Origin of the sequence: Sinomicrobium pectinilyticum (assembly GCF_003725735.1) — a bacterium.
GTDB classification, from domain to species: Bacteria; Bacteroidota; Bacteroidia; order Flavobacteriales; family Flavobacteriaceae; genus Sinomicrobium; species Sinomicrobium pectinilyticum.
This window is the reverse complement of record NZ_RJTM01000119.1, coordinates 16,022-31,914: the sequence shown is the minus strand read 5'-3', so window position 1 is coordinate 31,914 and position 15,893 is coordinate 16,022. Positions and strand designations below refer to the sequence as shown.

Sequence of the window (15,893 nt, the reverse complement as noted above, 5' to 3'; positions counted from 1 at the left end):
AAAAATTACCTGAGTTCGTTGTTTATTTTTTGGGAAATTGGCTTACTTCTGAAAGTGCCTAAAAAGTTATTTAGCCACGAATTCACAAATGAATAGAGGTTGATACTTATAAAAATATTGATGAATTCGTGGCCAAACAGACTTTCAGTCTGCCACAAACCTATGGACTTGAAGTCCACAGGAGTGGTTTATTTTTTTAGTTGTGGAAGGTGGCAAGTCCGATACTGTGTTCCCGGCAGAGCACAGTACCGGGCTTGCCACCTTTTTTCGATACGGCAATATTGGGGATTTCCCTTTTAGAGATCGCAATAAAAAACCTGTTCTGCTTATCTTTACCGGAAATCCGGCATACCGTTTTCGGAGGTAAGTTCCATTGATGAAATATTCAGTACAGCCTTCATTACCGACCGGATTTGAAAAAATTAAGTGATGGACCTGATAAATATATTTGTAACATCCTTCAAAAAACCGCTGGAACAAGACCTTTTCTCAGGTTATTTATCTTACCTGTCGCCGGATTTAAAGCAAAGGAACTCACGATACATCCGCTGGCAGGATAAGCATTCGCACCTGTTTGGAAAATTACTTCTCATGGAAGCATTGAGAATATATGGAATAGAGACGGATATCTGGAATTATTTGGCATACAATGACTACCAGCGTCCGTATCTGACATTAGATGGATATGATTTTAATATATCGCATTCGGGCAATTTCGTGATCTGTGCCTTTGGAAAAAATATCAGGCTGGGCATCGATATTGAAGAAAACAGACGTATAAATATTGAAGACTTCGGGAATATAATGAGCCCGGGGCAGTGGCATGAAATCAATGAGTCGGATTATCCATTAAAAGAATTCTATAAATACTGGACCATTAAGGAAAGTGTGATGAAGGCGGACGGACGAGGATTTTCAATTCCGCCGGATAAGCTCGAAATGAATAATAATACGGTGCAATATGAGGATAAACTATGGTTCGTACACCAGTTAACAGTGGACAGCGATTATAGTGCGGCATTGGCAACAAATCGGTTATCTGCGTTTAAGATTCGATATATAGACTTTTATAAATCCCGCACTTTAACCTGATTAATCTTCTGTGTTATCTATGAGTCACTATTGTGCACTGGTTTTGTTGGTAATGCGTACAATGGTATTCCAATTTCGTGTAGTAATTTCTTTCCCGTAATATTTTTCCAGGGCATCCATCCCTTTTGGGGTTTTTGATACGGAAAGGTCAAGGACACTAAATAGGGTCTTATCTGTTTTCCCGATTATTTCATAAGACTTGTCCGGGCTTTTCCAGGGTAATTTTAATTCGGCACTGACATCCTGCTTTAAGAAGGAAACGTACAACCGGATATCTTTCGTAATTTCTATGCCCTCAAACGGATTGTCATCCAGCATTCCGGCAATCGTGCCGTATTTTCTTATTACGACGGGGACCGGAAAGCCGAATACTTTTTCCAAATGATCGGAAATCTTGTTTTCGAGGTTATCTTCCTCGCTTTCAAATATGACATTCCCCGAATTTAAAAGAGTAGTAACGTTTTCCAGGTTTATCTTTTTCAATTCGGTACGTAAGTCTGCCATTGGTACCTTATGATGTCCGCCTACGTTAATTCCTCGAAGAAAGGCAACATATTTTTCTTTTGATTTCATAAGTTGTTTGATCTTTTTGGCCGGTACAGGATCGTCGTGCTAAGAACCGTGAGGGCTGCACAGTCCTTCCCGTACGCCCTGAATCGTCCTGGATAAAGGTAACAAAAAGAAAGAATATCAATTACCTGTAAGCCGTCCGAATAACGGGTATAGGGGGCAAATATGGCTTATAATCTATGAAAGGCCGGGTGAAGGACCTTTACCCGACCCCGGATTTTATGCCAAATTTGTTGTAGGATGGAAATGGTAAGAGCGAATCCGGTATTCAGATCATCTTATTTTTTGCCAAATCATCTCAAATCCCGTCATTCCCTGTCATTTTCGGATAATTGATCTGTTTTGAAGAGAAATTGAGACAGTTTTTCAGCGGATGTTCGAAATAAAATAATCTACTTTGAACCGGAATAATATAGTAATTATTGAGCTCTATTTTATTCAAATCGTCAAAAATCATATCGAAACTTTACATAAATAACAATCCGTTAGGATCATGAAGATTATCTTACACAGAGAAAGCTACAGGTTACGGACATCCGGTCCGTTATCCACCGCTTTTATAAGTGATAGAAAAGAGGAGAACATCCTGCCGGGAATAGCCTTCCGGAAAAAACAGTCCCACAAACGTTTGTTGAACTAGAACATGATATCACCATATGACATATCACTTTTTTATTCCATAATTACGCAATCGATTGCGGAAACAAAAAAAGCAAAAATAACACCGTTAATGCCGGTTTTCAGAAAACCTTTAACCCCGACAACAATGAAAATTGATTCTTTTTCCCCACGTTCTGTAACAGTGTTGTTACGAAATTCGAGTAAACAATACCACAATTCCGGCATACCCGGAGAAAAAAGGAAAACAGCTGCTTTTCCACGGGTTTTTCCGGCCTGTCTTACAATCTCGCGAAGTAATGTTGTATATCATTTCCGTCATATTAAAAAGGATTGGGATATGGGAGTTGTGGACTTTCGCCACCGCCCTGTTGTCCGTAATGTCAACGCCTGAACAATTTTTCCCATGCTTTTGAAATGTTTTCAGTAGCCCCTTACCTGAAGACAAACCAAACTTAACCTGTTTTTATAAGTTTTTAATGCATCGCACCAGGATGCTTTTAATGACAAGGTTTTTATCAACCCTGTGGAAATTATGAGATGCCCCGGATCTGCCCGCTATGAAAAAAAAGACCAATAACATTAAATTGAAAACAACATGAAAAAAGAAGAAGAGGGTAATCTTTTGCGATTATGTAAGGACTTACCGAAACAAGTAGTCCTTGTTACACTGTTTTGTATGATGGCAAATTACGGTTTTGGCAAGGGGCCGTATGTTAAAAATTCATCTGCCGGCGCAGGAACCGGCCAGGAAATAACGATAACCGGAACGGTTTTAGATCCGGAAGGGGTTCCGCTTATCGGGGTAAATGTTCTGGAAAAGGATGCCGGGAACGGTACTTCAACAGACTTTGATGGTAAGTTTAGCCTGACGGTGGGTAAAACGTCTACAGTACTTGTATTCAGCTATATTGGCTTTGCTACCGTTGAAAAGGAAGTCACCGGTAATCAGCCATTATCCGTTACCATGGAGGAAGACATGGGAAAACTGGATGAAGTGGTGGTTATCGGGTACGGAACCCGGAAGCGGAGCGATGTTACGGGTGCCGTGAGTAGTGCGAACCTTGAAGATTTCCGGCAGGCCCCGGTTAGTAATTTCGGCCAGATGCTGCAGGGTAACCTGCCGGGGCTTAATGTCGGGCAGGTGAACAGCGCAGGATCTACGCCCTCTCTTTCCGTAAGAGGAAGGACCACCATATCCGGGAATCAGAGTGTACTGGTTATCCTGGACGGAATTCAGTATAACGGTTCGCTCGAATCCATCAACCCGGATGATATCGAGTCCATAGACGTATTGAAAGATGCCAGTTCCGTAGCAGTATACGGGGCCCAGGGAGCTAACGGTGTTATCCTGGTGACAACCAAACAGGGTAAAAAGAATCAGAAACCGAGAGTTTCGATATCTGCTTCTTATGCTACACTGGAACCTTCTACGGATCTGAGGCCGATGAAACGCGATGATTACCTGGAACATATCAGGATGCTGCAATACCAGAATGCGTACCTGGCTCCTGATTATACAACACCCAATCCCGATTTTAACCTGGCCGATTATGTGGATTCCTCCATGCTGGACAAAAACGGGAATATCGTAGATACCAATTTCGATTGGTGGGAAGCCGGAACACAGACCGGTTTTATCAACCAACAGAAAATCAGTGTTTCCGGAGGGTCGGAAAGAACGACTTATCTTATATCTCTTGAGCATACGGACCAGGAGGGATTTATTGCTAACGACAAGTTCCAGCGGAAAGGAGCCCGGATAAATCTCACTACCGAAATTGCGGACTGGTGGGAAGTCGGAGTTCAGAGTTTTGCTTCTTTTGTGAAAAAGGACGGGGCGGAACCGAGTATTACTGATCTGGTCCGGACATCCCCCTTACTGCAGCCTTTTGACGAAGAGGGTAACCTGATCCCGAACCCGGCCAATACTGCCGATAAAAATGCATTTCTCGGGTATTATGTGGACGACTATGAGCGTCATGATTATTTCTTCGCGAACTTTTTCTCACAAATAGATTTCCCGTTTCTGAAAGGGTTGTCCTATCGTGTGAATTTTGGTAATAATTACAGGATCAATAAATTTTACAGGGCCAATGAATACGGCTCTGGTTTAAGGGGAGAGGCTTATAAAAATCATGAATTCTATTATGATTATAATTTGGACAATATCATCAATTACAAGAAGGTATTCGGAAAGCACGATATAGATGTAACCCTCCTATACGGGGCCATCGAAAGAAAATTTGATTATACGTCTGCCACGGCAAACGACTTTGCCAGGCTGGAGCTGGGATATAACAGCCTGGAGCAGGGGGTAAACCAGTTCACCTATTCAGATGCCTGGAGAGAAGCACTGAATTACCAGATGGCAAGGGTCAATTATAAATTCGATAACCGGTACATGGTCACAGCCACCGTAAGGAGAGATGGTTTCTCCGGGTTCTCCGAGAACAATAAATACGGTTATTTCCCTTCTGTTGCCCTGGCATGGACCATCAGCAACGAAGAATTCTTTAAGGAAGAGTGGGTGAACAACCTGAAACTCAGGGTAGGTTATGGTACCAGCAGTAACCAGACCGACAGGTATAGTTCACTGGCCGGTGTAACCACCCGTGCGGCCTATATATTCGGTGACGGCGGGTCTACGGTGTTCGGACAACAACTTACCTCTCTGGCTAATCCCAACCTTAAATGGGAAAGGACAACAGGGATGAATCTGGGGCTGGAATATTCCCTTCTTAACTCCAGGCTCAACGGAACGGTCGAATATTATTACACCAGGACAAATGATCTGTTATTTGATGTAGCCATTCCGGATATCACAGGTTTCGAAACCATAAGGAGCAATATAGGAGAGATAGAGAACCGCGGTCTGGAATTTGCCATTTCCAGTCATAATATTCAAAGTGATAATTTCAACTGGGACACTACCGTTAATTTTTCTACTACGGCCACCAAGGTTTTAAAACTGACAGGCAGGGATAATGACGGTGATGGAGTAGAAGACGACCTTACTGCCAGTAATCTCTTCATCGGGGAGCCTCTCGGTGTGATTTATGACTATGAAACGGATGGTATTTACCAGGTAGGGGATGATATACCGGATGGATACTTTCCCGGAAGCTACAGGATTGTGGACCAAAACGGGGACGGGCAGATCACCCCGGCAGATGACAGGGTGATCCGGGGGCATGCCAACCCTGCATACCGGTTCAGTATTCTGAATACATTTAAGTATAAAGGTTTGAGCCTAAGGGTATTTATAAACTCCATACAAGGTGGTAAAAGGGGTTACCTGCAAAATAATATATACCCGATTACACTCGATGACAATAACATACGGTGGAATTACCTTAATGAGCGGGATCTATGGCAACCCAATAACCCCGATGGGGTAGACCCGGTCTTTCCCGGCAGGAACCCACAGGTTTCCCCCGCAGTATACCAGGACCGCAGTTTTGTAAGGCTGCAGGATGTGAGTCTTACCTATGATTTTAATAAGGAACTGGTTGAAAAACTGCGCCTGGATAATCTGCAGGTCTTCATAAGCGGGAAGAACCTGGCCACGTGGACAAAATGGAGAGGGTGGGACCCGGAAGGCCCAAAAGATGAGGGTACAGGCCTGACACGTGGAGAAGATCCATGGAGACCTGCTCTCAAAAGTTATTCACTCGGACTTAACGTAACCTTTTAAAAAAAAGACATGAAAAGAATAGTATTAATAATAACGGTTCTGTTGACAATTGCTTCCTGCAAGAAGGATTTTCTGGATGAAGAGCCACTTGACTTTTTGGGGTCTTCCAATGCCTACAATACATACGAAGGCTTAAATGCTACTGTTAACAATCTGTACTGGTTTTCAAGAAGGATATTCTTTGACAGGGATGAACGCAGGCCTTTCGATTTCATTTTCGGAACCGATCTCGTTTATGATGGGCAGCCCGGTACCGACAGACATACCAACATGATTGCAGCTTACGATCCTACCAGCGGTATTCCTGCTACACACTGGGATAACCTGTACAGTATGGTCGTTGAGTCCAATATTGTTATCAGCAGGGCCCCTGTAGCAGACATTACCGAAGAAGAAAGACTGGAACTCACCGCGCAGGCAAGATTTTTCAGAGCTTTTGCATACAGGGCATTAGTCTATATGTGGGGCGGTGTGCCCATTGTTACGGAGGAAATTTCCGAGCCGAGGACCGATTTTGTAAGAGCCTCCAAAGAAGAGGTTTTAAATCAGATCATAGAGGATTTGAGCTATGCCGCCGAAAACCTTCCCGGAATTACCGATGTACAGGACGGCAGGCTCCATAACCTGGTGGCGGAACACCTGCTTTCCGAGGTTTACATTGCAGCCGGCCGGCCACAGGATGCCGTAGATGCCGCTTCGGTAGTCATCGACGATCCCGCCACCGGGTTGATGCAGAACAGATTCGGGACAAGAGCCGATGAAAATCCCGGTGACGTATACTGGGACCTGTTCCGGATGAACAATCAAAACAGGAGCTCCGGGAACACAGAAGGTATATGGGTCATTCAATTTGAAACGGATGTTCTGGGAGGCAGTACGGTATCCGGAGGCAGAGACGGCTCCTATATGCTGGAAAGACAGCACGCACCGTTTATACGAAATGTAAGGATAAACGGAGAAGCCCCGTTCCTGTGGCCCCGAAGTGCCTATACGGGAGGCCGCGGCATAGGATGGGCTGTCCCCACCTATCATTTTACCAATGAGATATGGGAAAGTGATTTTGACAATGATATCCGCAATGCAAATCATAATTTTGTCAGGGAATTTGTAGCCGATAATCCGGAGTCTTCACTGTTCGGGCAGGTAATATCCACCGAAAATCCGCCAGAGGGTGTAAATACCACCCGCGACTTTTATGCTTACCAGTCCAAGGTGACCACCCCATTTAACCACCCGGACGGTCTTTACGATAACCGTGAACTGGGGACTCTTAAAAGTACGGCCGGTGCCACATATACCGATCAATATATGTTCAGGCTGGCAGAAACTTATCTGTTGAGAGCAGAAGCCTATATGAATTTGGGAAATAACACAAAGGCAGCGGAGGATATTAATGTCGTCAGATCAAGAGCGCATGCCGGTCCGGTATCTCCCGGAGAAGTGGATATCGATTATATCCTGGACGAAAGAATGCGGGAATTGGGGGTAGAAGAAAAAAGAAGGCTCACATTAATGCGGTTAGGCCTTTTGTATGACAGGGTAAAAGCGCACAATCCGTATTATGCTGATGAAATTTTACCGAAATACAATCTGTGGCCTATCCCGGCAGAAGAAATAGAGCGGAATATTGATGCCGATCTGGAACAAAATCCCGGATATAATTAATAACTTCCCGCAAAATGAACTGTAAAAACAATGATATGGTCCGAAGAGGCAGATTAATATGGATAATACTGCCCGTATTTCTTATTTGTGTGAAAGCGTTTGCCTTTCAGCTTAAAGAAAATAAGTCCCCTAATATCCTGTTCATTTTTGTGGATGATCTGCGTACCGATCTGGGATGTTACGGAAATGAGGTCATTAAAACACCTAATATCGACAGGCTTGCAGCCGGGGGGAGTGTTTTCAAAAAGCATTACGTACAGGTTCCCACCTGCGGTGCTTCCAGATGCTCCCTGCTTACGGGGATGATTCCCAAAACAGAAGATCATTTGAGTAATGAAGCGATCCGGAAGTATATTTCGGGAGAACCGGAAAAAGAAGAACCGGAAACCTTTATACATCATTTGAGACGCAATGGATATTTTACAGTGGGTATTGGTAAAATAAGTCATTATATAGACGGGTTGTACGGTTATGCCGAAAAACCGGAAGGCGCCGCTCCGGAACTCCCTTACAGCTGGGACAGGTTCCTTTTCAATGCCGGGGAATGGAAAGACGGCTGGGATGCTTTCTTTGCCTATGCCGATGGCACCAGCAGGATCACCGAGCAGAGACAGGTAAGACCTTATGAAATGGCAGACGTCCCGGATGAAGGCTATCCCGATGGACTTTCGGCAAAACTTGCCCTCGAACAACTGGATTCCCTTGCCGAAGGAGAAAAACCGTTTTTTCTTGCAGTTGGCTTTTTCAAACCGCATTTACCTTTTAATGCCCCTAAGAAATATTGGGATATGTACGACAGGGACGAAATTCCGCTTACCTTATCACCTTTTGTTCCCGAAAACGTCAATCCGGCCAGTCTGCATAACAACCCGGAGTTTAACAGGTATCTGCTGGGCGAGGAAAAACCCACACTGGAAAAACCTGCATCCGAAGAATATGCGAAGAAGATCAAACACGCCTATTATGCCACGGTAAGTTATACGGATGCACAGATCGGTAAATTGCTCGGTAAACTGGAAAGCAAAGGTCTGGAAGAGAATACTATTGTAGTGCTCTGGGGAGATCACGGATGGCAACTGGGAGATCACAGGGTCTGGGGAAAACATACCTTGTTTGAAAAAGCCCTGAATAGCCCTTTGATCATAAAGGTTCCTGCGATTAAAAAACAAAAAAAGGAAATCGGTAAAATAGTAAGTACCATAGATATATATCCTACATTGATGGAATTATGTTATATTGAAATGCCCTATAAGACCTCCGGAAGAAGTATGGCAGGCCTTATTCGGGGCAAACATACCGGCAAATGGCAGGAAGCATCCTATGGTTATTTCAATAGCGGCATTACGGTAAGAGTGCCACGCTACCGGTACACAAAATATTACCGGGACGAGCAGCCGGTGACAGAACTTTATGATCATTGGAAAGATTCGGAAGAAAATCTTAATATTGCATCAGATCATCCGAATATTGTTAAAAAACTAGATAAAATATTAGAAAAAGGAAATACCGGACTATATTTAAATCAAAAATAAATGAAATTCTTAAGTACAAACACTTCAATTATCGCACTATGCCTTGCATCTTTTTCCATTATAGGCTGTGCAGATCAGAAAAAAGAAGATGATACCCCCTGGCAACCGCTTTTTGACGGGGAAAGCCTTTCCGGATGGAACCAGAAAAACGGAGACGCAAAATATGAAGTCAGGGACGGGATGATCATTGGGACTACAAAACACGATACACCCAATTCCTTCCTGACAACCGATAAAATGTACGGAGACTTTATCCTTGAACTGGATTTCAAGGTAGACCCCAGTATGAATTCGGGAATTCAGATCAGGAGTAACAGTTATCCCGGCTACAAGAACGGTCGCGTACACGGATACCAGGTAGAGATAGACCCTTCGGACCGGGCCTGGAGCGGGGGGATCTATGACGAAGCAAGACGGGGATGGTTATATCCGCTTGCCCTGAATACTACTGCACAAAACGCATTCAAACAGAATGACTGGAATCATTACAGGGTAGAGGCCATAGGCGATACCATACAGACCTGGGTGAATGGCGTAGCCACGGCAAACCTGGTTGATGACAAGACCCGTGAAGGATTTATAGCATTACAGGTACATAGTATAGGAAAGGATGATGACCCCGGTAAGCAGATCATGTGGAAAGATGTGAGGATACTCACCGACAGCTTACAGAAATATAACAGGAAAAGCGATGCCCCCGTGTTTGATACCAAAAACCGGCTTACACAGGCGGAAGAAGAAGGTGGTTGGGAATTGCTCTGGGACGGAAAGACCACAAATGGCTGGAGAGGAGCCAAGCTGGAGCATTTTCCCGAAAAAGGATGGAAAATTGAAAATGGGAATCTGGTTGTACTGGCTTCCGACGGAAAAGAATCTGCTGCAGGAGGTGATATAGTCACTGTAAAAAACTATGGAGATTTTGAGTTGAAAGTCGACTTCAAAATTACCAAAGGCGCCAACAGCGGGATTAAATATTACGTAGATGCCGATTTGAACAAGGGAGAAGGTTCCGCAATCGGCCTGGAATATCAGATACTGGACGATGACAACCACCCCGATGCCAAACTTGGCAATCACGAAGGGAGCAGGACCGTAGCTTCCCTTTACGACCTTATTAAAGCAGATCCCCAAAAACCCATTCACCGTATAGGAGAATGGAATACGGCACATATTATTTCAAAAGACAATCATGTGGAACATTGGTTAAACGGGGTTAAAGTATTGGAATACGAACGAGGCAGTGAAGAATTCCGGAAACTGGTTTCGGAAAGTAAATACAAAATATGGCCTGACTTTGGTGAACTGGAAAGAGGGCAGATTTTATTGCAGGATCACGGAAATCTCGTGTATTTCAAAAATATAAAAATCAAACCTTTAAACTGATTATAAAATGACATCAAGAAGAAGTTTTATATCCAAAACAATATTAGGTGGTGCTGCCGTGGCCATGAGCAACCCGCTTATGAGTATGTCTGCCGCCAGTTACCGGAGAATTATAGGAGCCAATGACAGGCTGAATATAGCTATAGCCGGTCTCGGCAGAAGAGTCGGGGCATATTACGAACCTATTGCGAAAAAAGAATCTAATGTTCGCCTGCTCTACCTGTGCGACGTTATGAAAAGCCAACGGGAAAAGGCACTGGAGAATGTGTCCGAACTCATAGATTATAAACCGGCTTTGGAAAATGACATCCGGAAAGTCCTGGATGATAAAAAAGTTGACATCCTGATAAACGCAACACCGGATCATTGGCATGCACCGGGATCGGTTATGGCGATGAAAGCAGGTAAACATGTATACGTGGAAAAACCCTGTAGCCATAATATGAACGAAAATGAACTCCTGGTCCGTGCCGCCAAAAAGTATGACAAAGTTGTACAGATGGGAAATCAGCAGCGGTCTTCACAGCACACCAATAAAATAATCACGGACATCCACAATGGTGTGATCGGTACACCGTATAAGGCAGTTGCTTTTTATACGAACTCCAGGGGAGAGGTGCCGGTACAAAAAGCTGCCCCTGTGCCCGAAGGCCTGGATTGGGATTTGTGGCAGGGACCGGCAGTAAGACGGGACTATACAGACAACACCTGGGATTACAACTGGCATTGGTACGGCTGGAACTACGGTACCGCAGAAGCCGGTAATAATGCAACACACGAACTGGATGTGGCCCGCTGGGCCCTAGGAGTGGATTTTCCTCATTATGCCGAAGTGGAAGGGGCAAAAAGACAATTCGAAAAAGACGGCTGGGAAATGTATGATACCATGCTGGCTACCTTTAAATTCAAAGACGATAAGATCATTCAATGGGATGGAAAAAGCCGGAATGGTTATGACACTTACGGAGCAGGGAGAGGTACTATTATCTATGGAAGTGAAGGGTCTGTATTTATGGACAGAACAAAGTATAAACTGTTTGACCGTACAGGGCAGCTCGTGGACAGTTTTGACAGCAACAGTAATGAGGCAGGGACCGCCCTGGGAGGCGGAGGTGCTTTAACCACTACGCATATGATCAATTTCTTTAATACCATCCGGGGCAAGGATAAACTGACCGCCCCCATAGATGATGCCAGTATCAGTATGGCCATGGTACATTATACCAACATGGCCTATCGCGTGGGAAAAGGGTTTGCCATTGACGATAAATCCGGAAAGATAAAAGATGCGGAGGCCATGAAATTGTGGGGTAGAGAATACGCCTCCGGATGGGAATTAACGGTTTAGGCCGAATGGCTCCGGGACCAATGAAAAAAAAAATCCGACGTTTTATTTCCGGAAATACTAAGAACAGATCATAACCGGGAAGAGGAATTCCCTTTTCCCGGTTTATGTTTTTCATAGAAAAGCAAAGACTTGTCACCTCGTACCGTGATACGTTGCGAGGGTCATTCCCCAGACCATGGCGCAGGAAAGGAAAATACCTATGGCATTGGCCCAGAAAGCCTGCCGGTATGGCATCCGGAATAAATAAGAAGCAATGGTCCCCGCATATACTCCCGTCCCCGGTACCGGAAGCATGACAAAGATCAGAATTCCCCAGAAACCGAATCGCGTTACATTCGAACCTGCTCCGATCTTGACCCGTCTGGCCACCTTGATCGCTCCCTTTTTATAGAATTTCCACTTCAGCAGATAGTGGTTCAGATGATCCAGAAAAAATATCATGATGGGGTATATCAATATATTTGCCAAAAAGCAAACTATAAACGATACGTAAATATTGACATGGTTAAAAATAGCGTACGGAATCCCTACTTTCGCCTCTCCGAAAGGGGAAATACTCCATAAAGCAGCAATTAAAATTTCTACTATCACAGCATTTTTTTGCAAAAATAGGAATTAAAAATATCCTTATGTTGCGGCCCCGGTCATTTATAAGCTATTTAACATTTTTTAGGGAAGTCCCGCGTCTGTCGGAAGTGTGCCGGGTACAAAAGATAATACCTGAGGGCAAAACTTTTTTTGTCTGTTCCGGGATGGCTTCCGTATGACGTACGGTAAAAAAGGGAAGGAGGTGAAAATACCGCCCCCCCTGTTGTTTATTTTTTATCCCTGGCCGGTGTATAGAATGTATTTACAAGCGGCATTGAGAAGACAAATCCTGTAAGAAATTTATCCGGAGCGATGAAAAAAATGTATCTTTAAGGCCAGACTATCAGGTTTCTGACAGGCTTTTAAAACAGGTATGTCTTTTTTTAATATTAAAGGATGGACAAGATAGACGAGAAAAGCAGTTTGGCTCCCGTACTTCAGTTTCTGGTGATAAATTTTGCCTCGAGCGGCATTTTTTACTTTTTCATTATTTATTCCGGAACACTGGGAGCGGGAAGAGGTTTTTATACAACCGGCTTGATGTGGTGCCCGGGGATCGCCGCTTTAATAGCCATGAAATTGCAAAAGAGGGACCTTTCCGAACTCGGATGGAAATGGGGAAAAACAAAATACCAGCTGCAAAGTTTTCTGGTCCCGGTTTTATATGCGTTGATTGCGTACCTTATTATCTGGTCGACCGGACTGGGTGGGTTTTACGACAGGGAATTTGTCAACGAGCTTACCGGATCTTTTGGACTGGGCGATATAGGGGACGGATTGATTATCGGGTTGTACGTCATTCTTATAGGTATATTCGGCACCATACGAAGCGCTGCCAATGCTATGGGGGAGGAAATAGGATGGCGGGGGTACCTGGTACCGGAATTGTATGCCCGCTACGGATTTACGCGGACATCCCTGATTTCGGGACTTATATGGGCAGTCTGGCATTTGCCGATTTTGCTTTTTGCCGATTATAACAGTGGCACGCCCGTGTGGTATGCCATGATCTGTTTCTTCATCCTGGTACTGAGTGCGGGCTTTATTTTTGCCTGGTACCGTATAAAGTCCGGAAGCCTCTGGACAGGGGTAATTCTTCATGCATCACATAACCTTTTTATCCAGGCTATTTTTACCCCGCTTACGGTAGACAATGGCAATACGGCTTATTTTATCGATGAGTTCGGTGCGGTGTTGCCCCTGGTAACCCTGGGGTTTGCCATATATTTCTGGCGAAGAAGAAGGGAATTGAAAGCATTTCCGGTTCCTCAAAGGGCATAGTTTACATAAAAACCTCATGAAAATACCAGGCGTGAAGTTGTTCCGAACTTTTTATTTTTCCTGATATCCCATCATGTTCAAAAGCTGATGTACTGCTTTTCCATACCTGCTTTTGTTATATCTTTGCCATATGTATTTAGATTTTTCCTTTATTGTTCCGGTATACAACAGACCAGGGGAAGTGACCGAGTTGCTCAAGAGCATGACAGCGCTCGACTATGACCATCCTTTTGAAGTGGTTATTGTAGAGGACGGATCTACCGAACCTGCCAAAGAAGTGGCGGATATTTTTTCTGACCGTTTGCGGATATCTTATTATTTCAAGAAGAATTCCGGGCCGGGTGATTCCCGGAATTACGGGATGGAGAAAGCAGTGGGAAATTATTTTATTATCCTCGATTCCGATTGTGTCCTGCCGTCCCATTACCTGAAGGAAGTACATCGTGCATTAAGTGCGGATTATGTGGACTGCTACGGCGGTCCCGATACGGCACATCCGTCCTTTACCAATTTGCAAAAAGCCATCAATTATGCGATGACTTCTACTATTACCACCGGAGGAATAAGAGGGAAGAAAAACGCAGTGGGCAAGTTTCAGCCCAGAAGTTTTAATATGGGAATTTCGCGGGAGGCTTTTCGGAAAACCGGAGGGTTCGGGAAAATACATCCGGGAGAAGATCCGGACCTTACCATACGTTTATGGGCATCGGGTTATGAAACGCGACTCCTGGAAAACGCATTTGTTTATCACAAGCGTCGTATTTCGTGGCCGAAGTTTTATAAACAAGTATATAAATTCGGGATGACACGTCCCATCCTCAATCACTGGCATCCGCATACGGAAAAGATCGTATATTGGTTTCCGACATTTTTTGTGGCTGGTCTTATCACAGCTTTGCTTTTATGGAGTGTGGGGATACCGTTTTTTATTTTTCTGTATATGATTTTCTTTTGTATTGTGTTTACTGATGCTTTATTCCGAAATAGAAATCTTATGGTTGCCTTTTTGTCCGTTTTTGCGGTACTGATACAATTTTCCGGGTACGGATACGGTTTTATAAAAAGTACATTGAGTATAAAAATTTTTCATAAAGACCCTGAAAAGGTTTTCCCGGAACTGTTTTTTAATGCATAGCCCTGTGAAAATAGGTAAATGGAAAATACCGGCTAATATCCGAGGAGGAAAGGCATCCCAATTTGTCTTTTTTTTCTTCGTATCCTGTCTTCTCTGGTTTCTGATCAAGTTACCCAATCGCTATACCAGTACCGTGTCGCTAAAACCTTCTTATAGTGGTGTCCCGAAAAATAAATTACTGGTAAATCCGCCACGTACCATAAAGGCGGACATTAATGCAAAGGGCATGCGGTTATTGGGGATGAAATACTTTGGAAGAGAAGTACATATCGACCTTTCCGGGCTCCGGAAGAAGGAAGACCGGTTCTACCTTCTGGCCGGGGACCTGAAAAAACAGCTGACAAATATACTGCCCGAGGATGTGGAGATCAGGCAATTTGCGTCGGATACCCTGTTTTTTTCCTTAGGTGAGAATATTATCAGGAAAGTAAAGATAGTGCCGCGGACCGATATAACTTTTGCCAGGGATTATCGGATTTATGACAGTCTTACTGTGTCACCGCCGGAGATAAACGTATTCGGCCCTGATGTGGAAGTGAACAAGCTCGATACGTTGTATACTTCGCGGGTCACCCTTAAAGATGTAAATGAAGATATACGTATGAATATTGCGGTAGAAATTCCGCAGCAATATAAAAACCTGGAGTTTAAGAACAAAAAAGTAGTAATAAAAGCCAGGGTAGAGCGTTTTTCTGAAAAGAAATTCACCGTGCCTGTTTTTGTGATAAATGTCCCGGAAGAAAAGTCCGTAAAAACATTTCCTTCCGAAGTAGAGGTTATATGTGAAGGGGCCTTAAAGGATATCAGCAGGCTACGGCCATCCGATTTTAGGGTAACCTGCAATTTCGAGGCCATAACCGATTCCGTAAAATATCTGCCATTGCAGGTATCCAAAATGCCGGAGACGATAAAAAAGGTGGAACTGTCCCGTCACGGAGTAGAGATTCTGGTAAAAAATTCGGAAGGGGACGCCCGGTAATTTCA

At 44.0% G+C, this 15,893-nt stretch carries 11 protein-coding genes; 9 read left to right on the top strand and 2 right to left on the bottom strand.

What is annotated here, in order from left to right; all coding sequences use genetic code 11:
- Nucleotides 1-429 precede the first annotated feature (429 nt).
- Entirely contained in the window at nucleotides 430-1,092 is a 663-nt protein-coding gene (locus ED312_RS17920) for a 4'-phosphopantetheinyl transferase family protein (protein WP_123217401.1), read from the top strand.
- A gap of 27 nt (nucleotides 1,093-1,119) precedes the next feature.
- On the opposite strand, the gene ED312_RS17915 is transcribed toward ED312_RS17920, so the two are convergent.
- Nucleotides 1,120-1,665 carry a DUF1697 domain-containing protein gene (locus ED312_RS17915; RefSeq protein WP_123217400.1) on the bottom strand — a complete coding sequence of 182 codons (546 nt, stop codon included), beginning with the start codon at nucleotides 1,663-1,665 and terminating at the stop codon, nucleotides 1,120-1,122.
- Between the two features lie 1,213 nt (nucleotides 1,666-2,878).
- Between ED312_RS17915 and ED312_RS17910 the strand changes: the two genes are divergently transcribed.
- From ED312_RS17910 to ED312_RS17890, 5 genes are read left to right on the top strand one after another with little or no spacing between them, the layout of a single operon-like run.
- A complete protein-coding gene (locus ED312_RS17910; RefSeq protein ID WP_240643135.1) occupies nucleotides 2,879-5,977 on the top strand; it encodes a SusC/RagA family TonB-linked outer membrane protein in 3,099 nt (1,032 codons plus the stop codon).
- A 9-nt stretch (nucleotides 5,978-5,986) separates the two neighbouring features.
- Nucleotides 5,987-7,642, top strand: a complete 1,656-nt coding sequence (locus ED312_RS17905; RefSeq protein ID WP_123217399.1) for a RagB/SusD family nutrient uptake outer membrane protein — start codon at nucleotides 5,987-5,989, stop codon at nucleotides 7,640-7,642.
- A 14-nt stretch (nucleotides 7,643-7,656) separates the two neighbouring features.
- Nucleotides 7,657-9,174 carry a sulfatase gene (locus tag ED312_RS17900; RefSeq protein WP_206363280.1) on the top strand — a complete coding sequence of 506 codons (1,518 nt, stop codon included), beginning with the start codon at nucleotides 7,657-7,659 and terminating at the stop codon, nucleotides 9,172-9,174.
- Nucleotides 9,175-10,557 (top strand): 3-keto-disaccharide hydrolase, encoded by a 1,383-nt coding sequence (locus tag ED312_RS17895; protein WP_123217398.1) that lies wholly within the window; start codon nucleotides 9,175-9,177, stop codon nucleotides 10,555-10,557.
- Between the two features lie 7 nt (nucleotides 10,558-10,564).
- Nucleotides 10,565-11,905: a Gfo/Idh/MocA family protein gene (locus ED312_RS17890; protein WP_123217397.1), complete on the top strand. Its 1,341-nt coding sequence runs from the start codon at nucleotides 10,565-10,567 to the stop codon at nucleotides 11,903-11,905.
- Between the two features lie 132 nt (nucleotides 11,906-12,037).
- On the opposite strand, the gene ED312_RS17885 is transcribed toward ED312_RS17890, so the two are convergent.
- Nucleotides 12,038-12,496, bottom strand: coding sequence for a COG2426 family protein (locus tag ED312_RS17885; RefSeq protein ID WP_123217404.1), 459 nt, complete (start codon nucleotides 12,494-12,496; stop codon nucleotides 12,038-12,040).
- 393 nt (nucleotides 12,497-12,889) lie between these two features.
- On the opposite strand from ED312_RS17885, the gene ED312_RS17880 reads away from it, so the two are divergent.
- The 3 genes from ED312_RS17880 (at nucleotide 12,890) to ED312_RS17870 (ending at nucleotide 15,888) form a co-directional block, all read left to right on the top strand.
- Nucleotides 12,890-13,774, top strand: coding sequence for a CPBP family intramembrane glutamic endopeptidase (locus tag ED312_RS17880; RefSeq protein ID WP_123217396.1), 885 nt, complete (start codon nucleotides 12,890-12,892; stop codon nucleotides 13,772-13,774).
- A gap of 130 nt (nucleotides 13,775-13,904) precedes the next feature.
- Entirely contained in the window at nucleotides 13,905-14,909 is a 1,005-nt protein-coding gene (locus ED312_RS17875; RefSeq protein ID WP_123217395.1) for a glycosyltransferase, read from the top strand.
- 4 nt (nucleotides 14,910-14,913) lie between these two features.
- A complete protein-coding gene (locus ED312_RS17870; protein WP_148044323.1) occupies nucleotides 14,914-15,888 on the top strand; it encodes a YbbR-like domain-containing protein in 975 nt (324 codons plus the stop codon).
- Nucleotides 15,889-15,893: the final 5 nt, after the last annotated feature.

Bases quoted from the DNA above. Each gene is read 5' to 3' on its own strand.
- ED312_RS17920 (WP_123217401.1), top strand. From the start codon at position 430: ATGGACCTGATAAATATATTTGTAACATCCTTCAAAAAACCGCTGGAA.
- ED312_RS17915 (WP_123217400.1), bottom strand. From the start codon at position 1,665: ATGAAATCAAAAGAAAAATATGTTGCCTTTCTTCGAGGAATTAACGTA.
- ED312_RS17910 (WP_240643135.1), top strand. From the start codon at position 2,879: ATGAAAAAAGAAGAAGAGGGTAATCTTTTGCGATTATGTAAGGACTTA.
- ED312_RS17905 (WP_123217399.1), top strand. From the start codon at position 5,987: ATGAAAAGAATAGTATTAATAATAACGGTTCTGTTGACAATTGCTTCC.
- ED312_RS17900 (WP_206363280.1), top strand. From the start codon at position 7,657: ATGAACTGTAAAAACAATGATATGGTCCGAAGAGGCAGATTAATATGG.
- ED312_RS17895 (WP_123217398.1), top strand. From the start codon at position 9,175: ATGAAATTCTTAAGTACAAACACTTCAATTATCGCACTATGCCTTGCA.
- ED312_RS17890 (WP_123217397.1), top strand. From the start codon at position 10,565: ATGACATCAAGAAGAAGTTTTATATCCAAAACAATATTAGGTGGTGCT.
- ED312_RS17880 (WP_123217396.1), top strand. From the start codon at position 12,890: ATGGACAAGATAGACGAGAAAAGCAGTTTGGCTCCCGTACTTCAGTTT.
- ED312_RS17875 (WP_123217395.1), top strand. From the start codon at position 13,905: ATGTATTTAGATTTTTCCTTTATTGTTCCGGTATACAACAGACCAGGG.